The 16,078-nt window shown below is 53.7% G+C and carries 11 protein-coding genes; all 11 read left to right on the top strand.

Translation table 11 applies throughout. The features are described 5' to 3' along the window. The first annotated feature begins 114 nt into the window (after positions 1 to 114). Entirely contained in the window at positions 115 to 2,676 is a 2,562-nt protein-coding gene (locus tag BN98_RS06640) for a cation-translocating P-type ATPase (RefSeq protein WP_277352326.1), read from the top strand. After that, positions 2,579 to 2,860, top strand: a complete 282-nt coding sequence (locus BN98_RS08675; RefSeq protein ID WP_338045871.1) for a cation transporting ATPase C-terminal domain-containing protein — start codon at positions 2,579 to 2,581, stop codon at positions 2,858 to 2,860. Before BN98_RS06640 ends, BN98_RS08675 begins: the two co-directional genes overlap by 98 nt. A gap of 76 nt (positions 2,861 to 2,936) precedes the next feature. Further along, positions 2,937 to 3,434 carry a 5-(carboxyamino)imidazole ribonucleotide mutase gene (purE, locus tag BN98_RS06635; protein ID WP_019190682.1) on the top strand — a complete coding sequence of 166 codons (498 nt, stop codon included), beginning with the start codon at positions 2,937 to 2,939 and terminating at the stop codon, positions 3,432 to 3,434. 99 nt (positions 3,435 to 3,533) lie between these two features. Then, a complete protein-coding gene (gene purC / locus BN98_RS06630; protein ID WP_019190681.1) occupies positions 3,534 to 4,250 on the top strand; it encodes a phosphoribosylaminoimidazolesuccinocarboxamide synthase in 717 nt (238 codons plus the stop codon). Positions 4,251 to 4,333: 83 nt separating this feature from the next. Further along, entirely contained in the window at positions 4,334 to 5,758 is a 1,425-nt protein-coding gene (locus tag BN98_RS06625) for an amidophosphoribosyltransferase (RefSeq protein ID WP_019190680.1), read from the top strand. Further along, positions 5,758 to 6,810 (top strand): phosphoribosylformylglycinamidine cyclo-ligase, encoded by a 1,053-nt coding sequence (gene purM / locus BN98_RS06620; protein ID WP_019190679.1) that lies wholly within the window; start codon positions 5,758 to 5,760, stop codon positions 6,808 to 6,810. The genes BN98_RS06625 and purM overlap by 1 nt, the downstream gene beginning before the upstream one ends. After that, positions 6,807 to 8,201 (top strand): phosphoribosylglycinamide formyltransferase, encoded by a 1,395-nt coding sequence (gene purN / locus BN98_RS08225; protein ID WP_019190678.1) that lies wholly within the window; start codon positions 6,807 to 6,809, stop codon positions 8,199 to 8,201. The genes purM and purN overlap by 4 nt, the downstream gene beginning before the upstream one ends. A gap of 62 nt (positions 8,202 to 8,263) precedes the next feature. Further along, the gene (purB, locus tag BN98_RS06605; RefSeq protein ID WP_019190677.1) at positions 8,264 to 9,694 is read left to right on the top strand and encodes an adenylosuccinate lyase; all 1,431 of its coding nucleotides are present in this window, start codon (positions 8,264 to 8,266) and stop codon (positions 9,692 to 9,694) included. A 40-nt stretch (positions 9,695 to 9,734) separates the two neighbouring features. Beyond that, positions 9,735 to 10,919, top strand: a complete 1,185-nt coding sequence (locus BN98_RS06600; protein WP_019190676.1) for a phosphoribosylaminoimidazolecarboxamide formyltransferase — start codon at positions 9,735 to 9,737, stop codon at positions 10,917 to 10,919. A gap of 75 nt (positions 10,920 to 10,994) precedes the next feature. Then, positions 10,995 to 12,284, top strand: a complete 1,290-nt coding sequence (gene purD / locus BN98_RS06595; RefSeq protein WP_019190675.1) for a phosphoribosylamine--glycine ligase — start codon at positions 10,995 to 10,997, stop codon at positions 12,282 to 12,284. 1 nt (position 12,285) lies between these two features. After that, positions 12,286 to 16,056, top strand: a complete 3,771-nt coding sequence (locus BN98_RS06590; RefSeq protein ID WP_019190674.1) for a phosphoribosylformylglycinamidine synthase — start codon at positions 12,286 to 12,288, stop codon at positions 16,054 to 16,056. Positions 16,057 to 16,078 lie beyond the last annotated feature (22 nt).

Here is a 16,078-nt window from a genome sequence, read left to right as displayed (position 1 = left end):
AGACCTGCTTGGGCAGGTAAGCGAGACTCAATGTAACAAACGGCCCCTGCTAAGGGAATTGTGGCAGGATGGTCGCCTGTGCAATGAACCGACATCCGAACATAAGGAGGACCTATGGAATGGTATCAAAAATCCGCTGAAGCGGTGGAACAGGAACTAAAAACCAACCGAACAACGGGCTTGGTCTCTACTGACGTACCCAAGCGCCTGGAAAGTTACGGGTTGAATAAATTAGAGGAAGCCAAGCGCGTTCCGTTAAGTACGAAGCTTCTCAACCAAATTAAAGACCCGCTCGTTTTAATTTTGATTGCGGCTGCCGTGCTATCTGCTCTGACCGATTCCGCGATTGAAGCGTTAATCATCATTGCCATTGTGATCTTAAATGCGATCCTATCTATCTATCAGGAAGGCAAAGCCGAAGATTCTGTAGCGGCACTACAGAAAATGAGTTCCCCAAATGCCAAGGTACTGCGCGACGGAAAGCCCGTCAGCGTCAAGGCCGAAGAGCTGGTGCCCGGGGATGTGGTATTGCTGGAAACCGGCGATATTGTGCCGGCAGACTTGCGTCTGTTTGAATCGTCCAACTTACAAATTGATGAATCGTCGTTTACGGGCGAATCCGTGGCGGCTGAAAAAGACGCAAATGCGCTCTTTTCCGACGAGCGCGGCATCGGTGATCGAGAGAACTTGGCGTTTTCATCAACAATCGTCACCTATGGACACGGAAAGGGTATCGTCATTGCGACGGGACACGCCACAGAAATCGGACAAATTGCGTCTACGATTCAAGCGTATGAAGAGGAGTCCTCGCCACTGCAGCGTAAGCTCAACCAGCTGTCTAAGGTCCTCGGTAACATGGTGTTGGCTGTTTCGGCCTTCGTCTTTGTGCTGGGACTCATCAGCGGCGAACAAATTTTACGCATTGCCATGACGGCCATATCGCTGGGTGTTGCGGCCATTCCGGAGGGCATGACGGCGGTGGTGACCATTGTGCTATCGCTCGGGATGAACCGTATGGCCACACGCAATGCGATTGTGAAAAAATTGCTCTCCGTTGAAACGCTGGGAACAACAACGGTGATCTGTACGGATAAGACCGGTACGCTCACGCAAAATGAAATGACCGTCACGAAAATTTTTGCCAACGGACAGGATTTGGACGTGACCGGCATCGGCTATTCCCCGGTGGGCGATCTGTTCTTTGATGGTAAAAAGGTCACTACGGCAGACGATCGAATGCTGGAAACACTCATTGTCATTGCGGCTTCCGCCAACGATGCCAAAATTGTGTCGGATGAAGAAAAAGGCAACACGGTCATCGGCGATCCGACGGAAGGTGCGCTGCTTACGATGTCGCAAAAAGCGGGCATTGTGCCGGAAGAGCTGGCTTTGCGCAGTCCGCGTGTGGATGAAATTCCTTTCGACTCCAACCGCAAGATGATGACCACGTTCAATGAAAACTACTTCGAAAATGCCATCGCTTCCTTTACGAAGGGTGCGCCGGATATTGTGATTAACTACTGCAATCGCATTCTCTTGGATGGGGAAGAAAAACCGCTGACGCCCGAGATTCGCGAACGGCTCTTGGCCAAAAACTCGGAATATGCCCAGCAGGCACTGCGTTGCCTGGCCTATGCCTATCGCAGCTGGGAAGAATTGCCGGAAAAGGACCGTCAGGTGCCCGAAACTGTCGAACGCGATATGGTATTTGTCGGCTTGACCGGTATGATCGATCCGCCGCGTAAAGAGGTGAAAGCGGCCATTCAAGAGACAAAGACGGCCGGTATTACCACCATTATGATCACCGGCGATTATCTGGAAACGGCATATGCGATCGGTAAAGATTTAGGAATTGCCGAGGACAAGTCCCAAGCCATCATGGGCGCTGCACTGAACGAGATGTCGGAGGCAGAGGTGCAGCAGGTGGTCAAAGAAAAGCGCATTTTCGCCCGTGTTTCGCCGCAGAATAAAGTGCAAATCGTGGATGCGCTGAAAGCCAATGGTGAAATTACGGCCATGACCGGCGATGGCGTCAACGATGCGCCCGCCATCAAGCGTGCCGACATCGGTGTGTCCATGGGCATCACCGGTACGGACGTTGCCAAGAATACGGCGGATGTGATTCTGACCGACGATAACTTTGCCACCATCGTCAATGCCGTAGAAGAAGGCCGTATCATCTTTGCCAATATCAAAAAATTCGTCAATTTCCTTTTGTCCTGCAATATCGGAGAAGTAATTGTTGTGGCTGTGGCTATGATTATTGACCTCTTTCTGGTATTCTCTAACAGTGGTTTTCGATTCCCCACCCCACTTTCGCCCATTATGCTCCTGTGGCTGAATCTGGTGACGGATTCGTTGCCGGCGCTAGCGCTGGGTATGGAGCCCGGTGAGGAAGGCGTCATGAATGAAAAACCGCGCGATCCCGCTGAAGCCATCATCGGTAAGCATGAGATGGGGTCCATCATCGTGCAGGCCATTGCCATTGGCGTAGCCACGCTTGCCGCATTTGCGATCGGTTACTTCTATTTCGGACATGGATTAACCGGTGACCGAAAAATTGGCCGAAGGCCGCACCATGACCTTCTCGACCTTGATTTTGGCGGAGCTTTTCCGAGCGATGGCGGCGCGTTCCGATACGCATACCATGGGAGAAATCGGATGGTTCTCCAATAAGTCCATGAATATGGCCATTCTCGTCGGCGTATTCCTGCTACTGATTGTGCTCTACATTCCGTTCTTGCGCACGCTTTTCAGCGTTTCCTTTATGACGTTAAAGGAATGGGTGCCCACGTTGTTGTTGGCGACCATCCCCTTCTTAGCCACGGAAATCCATCAAGCCATGCGTGAAAAAAAATGATTCTGCGCCGTGCTTTCGTACGGTGCCCGGTACTGCCTGCTGCCACGGCTTCAGGTGTTTTTCGAAAGGAGTCATCATGAAGAAAGTTGCTTTGATCATGGGAAGTGACAGCGATCTGCCCGTAATGGAGAAAGCTGTCGGTATCCTGAAGGAATTGGAAGTTCCCTTCGAGGTGCACGTATTTTCCGCGCACCGTACACCGGTGGAGGCACGCGACTTTACCATCCACGCACGAGAGAACGGTTTCGGCGTTTTGATCTGTGCCGCGGGTATGGCCGCCCATTTGGCCGGCGCCGTAGCCGCGAATACGACATTGCCGGTGATCGGCATTCCTTGCAGTTCTCAGGTATTGGATGGCATGGATGCTCTTTTAGCTACCGTGATGATGCCTTCCGGTATTCCTGTGGCCACCGTTGCCATCAACGGTTCTAAGAACGCCGCTCTTCTGGCGGCCCAGATTCTTGCCTTGGAGGATACTGCGCTTAGCAAACGATTGGATGACAAGCGCGAAAAGGATGCCAAAGCCGTTCTGGAAAAAGACCGCAACATCTGTGAAAAATTTAAAGCGCAATAACTCTCTGCCGTGGGGGGTGCCATCGCACCGTCTGCGGCAATTTTATTTTTGTTCATCGTTACTGTAGGATTAGTGTGAGAATAGTATGAGGAGGATTCCATGGAAAAATTAGAACAAATGTATGAAGGTAAGGCGAAAAAAGTATTTGCGACGGATGAAAAGGACAAAGTCATCGTTTCGTACAAGGACGATGCGACTGCCGGTGACGGTGCCAAGCGCGGTACGATCGTCGGTAAGGGCGCCATCAATAACCGCATGACAAACTTTCTCATGCAGCTTCTGGAAAAGCAGGGGGTTCCCACGCATTTTGTAGAAGAATTGGATGATCGCAACACGGTGGTCAAAAAAGTGGAAATCGTGCCCCTGGAAGTCATCATCCGCAATATTTCGGCCGGTTCCTTTGCCAAACGCTACGGCGTCGAAGAAGGCATTGTGTTTGATGAGCCGACGCTGGAGTTTTCGTTAAAGAATGATGATCTGCATGATCCGCTGATCAATCGCTATCATGTATTGGCGCTGAAACTAGCCACCAAAGATGAACTCGATCGCATCAGCGAAATGGCTTTCAAAGTCAATGAAGTACTCAAGGCTTATTTCCTGAAATTAAACGTCAAACTGGTCGACTTCAAACTGGAGTTCGGCCGCACGCAAGACGGCTCCATTGTTCTGGCGGATGAAATTTCCCCGGATACCTGCCGTTTCTGGGATGCCGATACCAATGAGAAATTGGACAAGGATCGCTTCCGCCGCGATATGGGCGGTGTTGAAGATGCCTATAAAGAAATGATGCATCGCGTCTTCGGTGAACAGGCGTAACCTGATCCGGCAGTATGGACTCTGCCTTTGTCCTTTGACAGGGGCAGAGTTTTTCTCACGCAGCTAAGCAGCAAGGAGAATCTATGGGTGGTTTTTTTGGTGTAGCCGGTCACGGCGACGCTTTAACTGATGTTTTTTATGGAACGGACTATCATTCCCATCTGGGCACGCACCGTGCCGGAATTGCGGGCTATGATGTGAAAATCGGCCTCCAGCGTGAAATCCACGATATTGAGAATACGCCGTTTCGTACGCGCTTCGAGACCATTTTTGACGAGATGAAGGCTTCCTCGGCCATCGGTTGCATCAGCGACTATGATCCGCAGCCGCTTCTCATTCGTTCCCGTTACGGAACCTTTGCCATTTGTTTTGTTGGCGTCATCAATAATAAGGAAGAGCTGATTCAGGAATATTTGGCCAAACCCGGGGCGCATTTTGATGCCATGACGGGCGGACAAGTGAACAGTGTGGAGCTCATTGCCGCTATGATGGCGGAGGAAGATTCCTATATTGATGGCATTCGTGCTATACAGCGTCGTATAGACGGTACGGCGTCACTTTTAATCTTGAAAGACGACGGCACACTCTTGGCTGCACGGGATTTTCGCGGGCGCATTCCGCTCTTCGTCGGTGAAAACGAAGACGGCCGTTGCGTGTCCTTCGAACCGTTCCCCTATCGTAAACTGGGCTATCGCACCTTGCGTGAACTGGGCCCGGGCGAAGCGGTAGAAATCACATCTTCACGCGTCACCACCGTGATTGAACCGCAAAAGGATATGAAGATTTGTGCTTTCCTGTGGACCTACTATGGCTATCCCAATTCCTGCTATGAAGGAAAGGGCGTGGAACAGTCTCGGTATCGCAATGGCGAAATTCTGGCCGAAAATGATCGCAAAAATGGCGGGATTCCGGAGCTCGACTATGTCGGCGGTGTCCCGGATTCCGGTCTGGCCTATGGGCAGGGCTATGCCTTTGAGAGCGGCGTGGCTTTCGGTCGTCCGATGCTCAAATATACGCCCACTTGGTCTCGTTCCTTTACGCCGTCTCGGCAATCGGAACGCAATCGCGTGGCTCATATGAAGCAACTGCCCATCACGGACTACATCGATCAGAAGAATCTGCTGATTGTGGATGATTCCATCGTGCGCGGCACGCAGCTGCGCGAAACGGTGGATTTCCTCTATCGCAACGGTGCGAAGAGCGTCCACATGCGTGCAGCTTGTCCGCCGATTCTCTTCAGTTGTAAATATTTGAATTTTTCACGCAGTAACGATGAGATGGAGCTTCTCACCCGCCGCGTCATCATGGACCTGGAAGGGGAAGAAGGGTTTGAACACCTGGATGAATACCAGGATGGCACCACCGAGCGCGGGCGCGCCATGCGCGATAAAATTGCCGAGCAATTTCATTTTTCCTCTCTGGAGTATCAGACTCTGGAAGGGACCATTGAAGCCATCGGCCTGCCGCGTTGTCAACTATGCACCTATTGCTGGAATGGAGAAGAATAATGGACGAGATGAATCGGCAATCCTCCTCCGCCGCCTATAAGGAAGCCGGCGTAGACATCACCGCAGGATATAAAGCGGTGGAATTGATGAAAAAACATATCGCTCGCACCACCACACCGGGCGTCCTGTCCGGCATCGGCGGCTTCGGCGGTCTCTTTGCTCCGGAAGTTGCCGGTATGGAAAAACCCGTTCTTGTCAGCGGTACCGACGGTGTGGGCACTAAATTGAAATATGCCTTTTTACTGGACAAGCACGATACCATCGGCATTGACTGCGTTGCCATGTGCGTCAACGATATCCTCTGCAGCGGCGCAGTACCGCTGTTTTTCCTAGACTACATTGCTTGCGGAAAAAATGATCCGGAACGCATTGCCGAGATCGTAAAGGGTGTGGCCGAAGGCTGCGTGCAGTCGGGTTGCGCTTTAATCGGCGGAGAAACTGCGGAAATGCCCGGTTTCTATCCTGAAAACGAATACGATTTGGCCGGCTTTGCCGTGGGTCTTGTCGACGAGAAAAAGATGATCGATAAAAATGACGTCCAAGAAGGCGATCAGCTCATCGCTTTGCCCTCTTCCGGTATTCATTCCAACGGCTATTCCTTAGTGCGCAAAATTCTAGATGGCAATAAGAACACGGACTGGACCACGCGTTATTCGACGTTAGACGGTAAAACGCTGGGCGAAGCCTTGCTCACGCCGACGCGCATCTATGTAAAGCCCGTTCTCGAACTGATGAAGCAGGTCAAGGTCAAGAGCATGGCGCACATCACGGGCGGCGGTTTTTATGAAAATATTCCGCGCGCCTTACCGGACGGCTTAGGCGCCAATATTGAGCGCGGTGCGCTGCGTCTGCCGTTCCTCTTCCGTTTCATTCAGGAAGCCGGGCACGTCACCACCCACGATATGTACAATACCTTCAATATGGGGGTCGGCTTTGTGCTCGTCGTTTCCAAAGAAGATCTGCCTCGGGCGCTCGAAGTGCTCCAAGAGGAGGGCGAAGAAGCCTATCGCTTAGGCGAAGTCGTACGTTCGCTTGAAAAGGTGATTCTATGAGTTCCCGTCCGGTGCGCCTTGCCGTCCTTGTTTCAGGCGGTGGCACAAATTTACAAGCGCTTTTAGATGCACAACGCGAAGGGCGTCTTGCCCCCGGCGAAATTGTGGCCGTCTTTTCCAATCGCGCCAATGCCCATGCCCTGGAGCGCGCGAAAAATGCGGGCATTGCCGCCCGTGCTTTCTCGATAAAGGACTATCCCGGCACGGCGTGGGAAAAGGCAGTATTGGACGCTCTGTCGGAGGCATCCGTTGACATGATTGTCTTAGCGGGATTTCTGCGTGTCTTGTCGGCTGATTTTCTCAAGGCCTGCCACGTTCCCGTATTAAACATTCATCCGGCATTATTGCCGGCCTTTGGCGGTCGCGGCTACTATGGCGAACACGTCCATGAAGCGGTGCTTGCCCATCGCGTGCAAGTGACGGGCGCCACGGTTCATCTGGTTACGGCGCAAGCCGATGCGGGTCCCATCCTGGCCCAACAGGCCGTCCGTGTTTTGGCCGACGATACCCCTGAACGCTTGCAACAGCGCGTCATGCGCGAAGCAGAATGGAAGTTACTCCCCGCCTGCGTGCATGCGATAGCGTCTCGTCTCCACAATGGCCTGACGGGAAAGGCTCTGTCCGCCCCGTTATCCGAAGCCGAATACGCCGCTTTTCTGCCGAGTGTGCAAAGTGGATCGCGCGCAACGGAAAAAGCACCCTCTCTGGCAACGCTGCTACGCGGTAACCCCTATCCCGGTCGCGGCATTGCGCTAGCGCATGGCACAAATGGCAATGCGCTTATCGCCTACTTTATTATGGGGCGCAGTCAAAACAGTCAAAATCGGGTGTTTCACCTGGAAGGAAATGACCTCTATACGCAAGCCCACGATCCGGCGCTACTCGAAGATCCGAGCCTCATCATTTACCGTGCCCTCTCGCATACCCGCGTAGCCGGAGAGCCTGTTACGGTGGTAACGAACGGTGATCACACGGATACGCTTCTTGACGGCTTGGCCGTCGGCAAAGATTTTGATACGGCCTTACAATCGCGCACCTTTGAGCCGGACGGTCCGCATTTTACCCCGCGCATTTCCGGTTTACTGGCCGAAAATCACTTGCAGCTTTCCATTTGGAAAGCCGCCGATGCAAATGGCACGAAAGCCTGCTATCAGGCGTTCCATTATGATAAAGAGCCCGGCACGGGTCGCTTCATCTCCACGTATGTGACCGATGGCAATCCCTTGCCAAGCTTTCAAGGCGAACCGCTGCGTTTCTCCTGGGATGGCGATGCTGCCGCTTTCACAGCGGCTTTGTGGGATGCCTTAAGCCCGGAAAATCGCATTGCTCTTTATGTGGAAGAGCATGACGGCGCCTCCGTCCGCCACTTTATCAAAAGTCGCTTTTCTTAATCGTGCCCGGCACGGCATGACCGAATCCCACCTGAACTATCCAGGCAAAGAAAGGAACCACGATGGATTCTCACGATCGTTATCTGTCCCCCCTGTCCACTCGCTATGCGAGCGATGAGATGCAATTTTTATTTTCCTCCAACCATAAGTTTCGCCTCTGGCGCAGACTGTGGATTGCGCTGGCCAAGGCTGAAAAAGAATTGGGTCTGGACATTACCGATGCGCAAATTGCGGAAATGGAGCAATACAAAGACGACATTAACTATGATGTGGCCGAAGCACGCGAAAAGCAGGTACGTCATGACGTGATGAGCCATGTCTATGCCTTCGGCCAACAGGCCACAAAGGCTGCTCCCATCATGCATTTGGGGGCTACGAGCTGCTATGTCACCGATAATACAGACTTAATTATTCTGCGGGAAGCTTCTCAACTTTTGCTGCATAAAGCCGCTCAGGTGCTGGTGAATCTCAGTGCTTTTGCCGAACGCTATAAGAGCGTGCCCGCTTTGGCCTATACGCATTTGCAACCCGCACAGCTGACCACCCTGGGAAAACGCGCAACGCTGTGGATGAACGAACTGGCCATGGATATGGAACAGTTGCAATTCCAGATCGACCAATTGGCGCTACGTGGTGCAAAAGGCACTACCGGCTCCCAGGCCAGCTTTCTGGAACTCTTTGACGGCGATTCCGCCAAAGTACAGGCATTGGATGAAAAAATTGCCAAAACCTTCGGCTTTGAACGGTTGATTCCGGTTTGTGGCCAAACCTATTCGCGCAAAATCGATTCTTTCTTCCTCTTTGCACTCTCCGGCATTGCCCAGAGCGCATCCAAATTTGCGAACGATCTGCGCCTGCTGCAATCCTTTGAAGAGGTGGAGGAGCCATTCCAAAAGGATCAGATCGGGTCTTCGGCCATGCCGTATAAACGCAACCCCATGCGCGCCGAACGCATGACAGCGCTTGCGCGTTACGTCATGGTGGATGCACTGAATCCTTCGGTGACTGCCGCCACGCAGTGGATGGAACGCACCCTGGATGATTCGGCCAACAAACGCATTGCTGTGGCGGAAGCCTTCCTGGCCACCGATGCCATCTTAAATATTTATATGAACGTGACGGAAAACATGACCGTTTACGAACCGGTGGTACACCATCGCGTGATGGAAAAGCTGCCCTTCATGGCAACGGAAAATATCATGATGGAATCCGTCAAACGCGGTGGCAATCGTCAGGTTTTGCACGAAATTATCCGTGTCCATTCTCATGCGGCCGCTCGTGCCGTCAAAGAAGGCGGGAAAAACGACCTCATCCGACGTTTGGCCGATGAGCCCAAGATTCCGATGACCGAAGAGGAAATTCGTAACCACTTGGATCCGGTCGCTTATATAGGACGCTGTCCGGAGCAAGTGGACGCTTTTCTAAAAAATGTGGCTGAACCGCTGATTCATCGCTATCATGATGCGGATCGCAAGGCTGTGCTTTCCGTATAAGCGCTTACGAAAATCGCGCACGCCATAGAAGGAGGATCGCATGAAGGAATTGCCCTTAAAATACGGCTGTAACCCCAATCAACTGCCGGCTAAGCTGGACCGAGCGGATGGCAAGGATTTGCCGTTTGTTGTATGCAACGGACGCCCCGGCTATATCAACTTTTTGGATGCCTTGAATTCATGGCAATTAGTGCGGGAGTTAGACGCCGCCACAGGACTTCCCTGTGCGGCTTCTTTTAAGCATGTTTCCCCGACTTCAGCAGCCGTGGGATTGCCGCTCGACGAAAAGCTAAAAAAAGCCTGCTTTGTGGAAGATGTGGAGGGGCTGGACGATTCGCCGCTAGCCTGCGCCTATGCCCGTGCACGCGGTACGGATCGCCTGAGTTCCTTTGGAGACTGGGCAGCCCTCTCGCGCCCGGTGGACGCTGTTACGGCGCATCTGTTGAAGCGCGAAGTATCGGATGGTGTCATTGCTCCCGGCTACAGTGAGGAGGCCTTGGCCATCCTGCGCCAAAAGAAAAACGGCAGCTACAATATTATTCAGATCGATCCGGCCTATGAGCCGCCCGTTGCAGAATCCAAGGAAGTGTTCGGTATTCGTTTTACGCAAAAGCGTAACGATGCACGCTTTACCACCGAGAGTCTCAACGAAATCATCACGAAAAACAAGGCCTTGCCGGAATCCGCCAAGCGCGATCTTCTGGTGGCGCTGATCACGCTGAAATATACGCAATCCAATTCGGTTTGCTTTGCGGTAGATGGTCAGGCCATCGGTGTCGGTGCAGGCCAGCAATCCCGCATTCATTGCACACGTCTGGCCGGTGATAAAGCCGATACCTGGCGTCTGCGGCAGAGTGAGCGCGTGCTTTCCCTGCCCTTCCGCGACGATCTCTCGCGCGCTGCCCGCGACAATGTCATCGACCAATATCTGCATGATTACGAAGAAGATGTGACGGCGCCGGGACATTGGGAAGCGTACTTTACACAACAACCCGCACCTTTCACCAAAAAAGAACGCCGGGCTTATCTGGCACAAGAGGCGCATCTGGCGTTAGCCAGCGATGCGTTCTTCCCCTTTGCCGATAATATTCAACGGGCTGCACAGAGCGGTGTGAAATACATCGCGCAGCCGGGCGGCTCCACACGCGACGCTGTGGTCATTGACGCCGCGGATCATTACGGACTTACGATGGTCTTTACGCATCAACGTTTATTCCATCATTAAGTTTTTCTATTACTCTGTCGTCAGAGCGGACGACAAAACGACGGAAGTCTGTCTTCCGCATAGAAGGAGGATTGGATGAAAACAGTGAATATTCTAGTGTTGGGCGGCGGCGGCCGCGAACATGCGATCATCAAAGCATTGAAAAAAAATGATCGCGTAGAGCGCATCTACTGTGTGCCCGGTAACGACGGTATGGACGGCGGCATCCCGTTCCCCATTGATATCAATAATTTTCCTCTGCTCGCGCGTTTTGCTCGTACCGAGCATGTGGGCTACATTGTCGTAAGTCCGGATAATCAACTGGCTGACGGCGCGGTGGATTTCTTCGAAGAAGCCGGCTTTCCCTGCTTCGGCCCCAACAAGGCGGCTGCCAGATTGGAAAGCTCGAAAATCTTTGCAAAAGAATTCATGAAACGCCATCACATTCCGACGGCACGCTATGAAGCGTTTGAAACACTAGAGAAGGCCAAAGCCTATGTGGAAAAAGAAGCTGCCGCCGGCCATTTGCCTCTGGTCATTAAAGCCGACGGCCTGGCCCTCGGCAAAGGGGTGGTCATTGCAGAAACCCTAGAAGAGGCCGAAGAAACCTTAACGCGTTTCATGCAGGAGGATGCCTTTGGCACAAGCGGCCATCGCGTGGTCATTGAAGAGTTCATGGAAGGCCCTGAAGTGACGGTGCTAACGTTGACCGATGGAAAAACCATCGTGCCGCTTCTGTCCTCTATGGATCATAAGCGTGCCTTGGATGGGGATAAGGGGCCGAATACCGGCGGCATGGGCGTCATTGCGCCAAACCCCTACTATACCTCGGAAGTAGCTGAGCTTTGCCGCAAAACCATCTTTGAACCCACGGTACAAGGCATGCGCGATGAAGGCACGCCGTTCAAAGGCTGCCTCTACTTCGGCCTCATGCTCACGCAAGACGGACCGAAGGTCGTGGAATACAATTGCCGCTTTGGCGATCCGGAAGCCCAGGCCATTTTGCCCCTGCTGAAGAGTGATCTCTATACCCTCTTCCGCGCGGTCACAGAAGAGACTCTGACCCCGGAGATGGTGGAATTCAGCAGCGATTCCTCCTGCTGCGTAATCCTGGCTTCGGAAGGCTATCCGAAGTCCTACGAGAAGAATGTGGAGATCAAGCTGCCACACCACCTGCGCGACAAAATCTATTGTGCCGGGGTGCGTAAAAAGGGCAGCACCTACTATACAAACGGCGGACGCGTGGTGAGCGTAGTGGAAACGGCGCCCACATTGGAAGAGGCGATTGCGAAAGCCTATGAAACGGCTGATCAGGTGACCTTCCGTACCAAGTATTTCCGCAAGGATATCGGACAGAAGGCGCTTAAAGCGCTGGAAAGGAAATGACATGATTCACCGCATTTATGTCGAAAAGCAATCGGCGCACCGTCGTGAGGCGCGAGCGCTTGCGGAAGAATTGCGCGATTTTGTGCAGATTGCTTCGCTCGAGGACGTACGCATCCTGCATCGCTACGATGTGGAAGGCGTGCCGGAAGACGTGTTTCGCGACGCCATCGCTACGGTTTTTTCCGATCCGACAGTCGATCAGGTGTGGGAAACCTTGCCGAACGCGGAACATCATCTGAGCGTCGAGCCCTTGCCCGGTCAATTTGACCAGCGAGCGGATTCTGCCGCACTTTGTCTGCGCCTGCTCTCTCGTGTGGAGGCACCGCAGGTAAAAACAGCAAATATTTATCTGTTTTCCGGTTCCCTCTCGGAGGAGGACCTGCGTCGCATCCGTAAGCATTTGATTAATCCCGTGGAGTCGCGCGAAGCTTCCGATGCGCTACCCGAAACCTTACAAGCGCCCGTGCAGACACCGGGGCCCGTCCCGACCATGGATGGCTTTATCGAAGCAGACGCCAAAACGTTGGATGTCTTACGTCGTGATATGGGCCTGGCTATGGACGATGACGATCTCCTCTTCTGCCAGGCGTATTTCCGGCAGGAAAAGCGCAATCCGACCGAAACCGAAATTCGCATGATTGATACCTATTGGTCCGATCATTGCCGCCATACGACCTTCCGTACGATTATTGACGACGTGTCTTTTGCGGATCCGCTGTTGCAGAAAACCTATGACACCTATCTTTCGCTGCGCAAGGAAACCGGCGATACCAAGCCCATCTGTCTTATGGACATGGCGCTTTTGGCCGCACGGGCGCTTCGTCAAAACGGTAAACTCACCGGCGAAGACGTTTCCGAAGAAATCAATGCCTGCACGGTGCATATTGATGTCACCATCGATGGCAAAAAAGAACCGTGGCTGTTGCTCTTCAAGAACGAAACTCACAATCACCCGACCGAGATCGAGCCCTTCGGCGGCGCTTCCACCTGCATCGGCGGCGCCATTCGCGATCCGCTCTCCGGCCGTTCCTATGTTTATGCCGCCATGCGCGTCACCGGGGCGGCCGACCCGCGCACGCCGCTCTCGGAAACGCTGGAAGGCAAACTGCCACAGCGACAAATCGTGACCGAAGCGGCACAGGGCTATGCCTCCTACGGCAACCAAATCGGTCTGGCTACCGGTATGGTGCATGAAATCTATCATCCGGGCTATGCCGCCAAACGCATGGAAATCGGTGCTGTCGTAGCCGCCACTCCGCAGAAAAACGTGGTACGCGAAACGCCAAAGCCCGGCGATATCGTCATTCTCTTGGGCGGTCGCACGGGACGCGACGGCGTGGGCGGCGCCACCGGTTCTTCCAAAGCTCACAACCTGCACTCCGTCGAAACGGCCGGTGCAGAGGTCCAGAAGGGCAATGCCCCGGAAGAGCGTAAATTACAGCGCTTCTTCCGCAACGGCGAAGCCGCGCGAATGATTAAGCGTTGCAACGACTTCGGTGCGGGCGGTGTATCGGTAGCCATCGGTGAAATGGCCGATGGCATCTTCATCCATCTGGATCGCGTACCAAAGAAATACGAAGGCTTGACCGGGACAGAACTGGCTATCAGCGAATCACAGGAGCGCATGGCGGTGGTCATTGCTGCCGAAAACGAAGCACGCTTCTTGGAGCTTGCTGCACAAGAGAATCTCGAAGCCACTGTCGTGGCGGAGATTCAGGCCAATCCACGCCTGCAGATGGAATGGAAGGGACAGCGCATCTTGGATCTATCGCGCGAATTCCTGGATTCCAACGGCGCCGAAAAGCACATCTCCATTCCGGCCGAAAAGACTTCTTGGTCGCCGAAAAACGCAAAAGCGTCGCCAGCGACCAAGCTTTCCGACCTGTTCACTGCCTTTTCCAAAGACCTGCAAAACGCGGATCGCCACGGCCTCGTCGATCGCTTTGACTCGACCATCGGCGCCGGCACCGTCCTGATGCCTTATGGCGGTACCTATCGCGCAACGCCCATTCAAGCCATGGTGCATCAGATTTCCCTGGAAGAGGGTGAAACCGATACGGCCTCCTATATGTCTTGGGCCTTCTCTCCGGAAGTCTCCGAAAAGAGCCCCTATCATGGCGCCTACTTGGCCGTTGTGGAATCTTTGGCTAAATTGCTGGCCACCGGAGCAGATCGGAAGCAGACTTACCTGACTTTCCAGGAATATTTTAAACGTCCGGGCACCGACGGCAAACGCTGGGCAGAGCCATTGGCATCGGTGTTAGGTGCCCTGCAGGCACAGTTGGATCTTGAAGTCGGTTCCATCGGCGGCAAAGACTCCATGTCCGGCACTTTCGAATCCATGGATGTACCGCCTACGTTGGTCTCCTTTGCCATTACGACGGACTCCGCTACACGCGTCCTGTCCCCGGAATGGAAAAACGCCGGCGATCATCTGCTGCTCTTAACGCCGCAATGGAATGCCGATGGCCTGCCGGAAAAAGCATCGCTTCATGCCCTTTTCCATGCCGTCGAACAGCTCACCCAACAAGAAGGCGTCCATAGCGCCTGGGCTCTGGGCTATGGCGGACTCATGGAGGCGCTCCTCCTTTCCGCCGCCGGCAACCGCATCGGTGCAAAGCTTAACGATGCCGTAACGCCGGATCTTTTGACGCAGCCTGCTTTTGGCAGCTTCCTTATCAGTGCAACGCATCCGCTAAGCGCAGAAGACTTGCAGGCAGAGGCCTTTACGGTGACCGACCTGGGCACTACGACGAAAGACTATACGCTTGCCTTCCCGCAAGAAACGATTGATTTGGCTGCTATGGAAGCCCTGCGCCGTTCCACTCTCGAAGACATCTTTCCGACAGCGCCGGATGCCCAACCGGCACCACTGAGCGTTGAAGCCCATAACGCCGTTGCGCTGGCCAAGGATTATGCCGCTTCTCACCCCGCTCCTACTGTTTGCTCGTTTGCGGGCACAAAAGCAACACCCCGTGTGGTCATTCCTGTCTTCCCGGGTACGAACTGTGAAGTCGACTCCGCACGCTATGTCACGCGCGCCGGTCTCACCCCGCACATTCAAATCATCCGCAATCAAACCACGGATGATATCGCAAAAAGCGTCGATGCCATGGCCGATGCCATTCGCAATGCGCAAATTCTCTTCTTGCCGGGCGGCTTCTCCGGCGGCGATGAACCCGACGGCAGTGCGAAGCTCATCAATGCCTTCTTCCGCAATGCCCGCCTGGCCGAAGCCCTCACCGATCTAATGGATCGCCGCGGCGGCTTAATCCTAGGTATCTGCAACGGCTTCCAAGCATTGGTAAAACTGGGTCTGCTGCCCTACGGCCGCATCATGCCGCCGACGCCAGAGCTGGCAACTCTGACCTTTAATACCATCGGCCGCCATCAATCGCAAGTGATTAACACACGTATTGTGACCAATCGCTCTCCGTGGCTTTCACATGTCACCCCCGGCGATCTCTACCGCGTGCCCATTTCCCATGGCGAAGGGCGTCTTGACATGGATCCCGCCCTCCTGCAAAAGCTCTTTGAGGAAGGACAGGTGGCCGGTCAATACGTCGATCGCAATGGCGAGCCTTCTATGGACATCGCTTACAACCCCAATGGCTCCCAAGGCGCTGTCGAAGCCTTACTCTCACCCGACGGACGCATCCTCGGCAAGATGGGCCACAGCGAACGCACCGGTCGCTATCTGTATCAGAACCTCCCCGAGGTCAAAGATTTGCGACTGTTTGAAGCCGCAAAAGCGTATTTTAAGAAAAACTAGAAATGCTCCTGCCTAAAAGGCA

It is taken from the genome of Levyella massiliensis (assembly GCF_000308275.2).
GTDB lineage: Bacteria > Bacillota > Clostridia > Tissierellales > Peptoniphilaceae > Murdochiella > Murdochiella massiliensis_A.
Note: the sequence above shows the minus strand (reverse complement) of the source record. Positions and strands in the feature narration are given on the sequence as shown.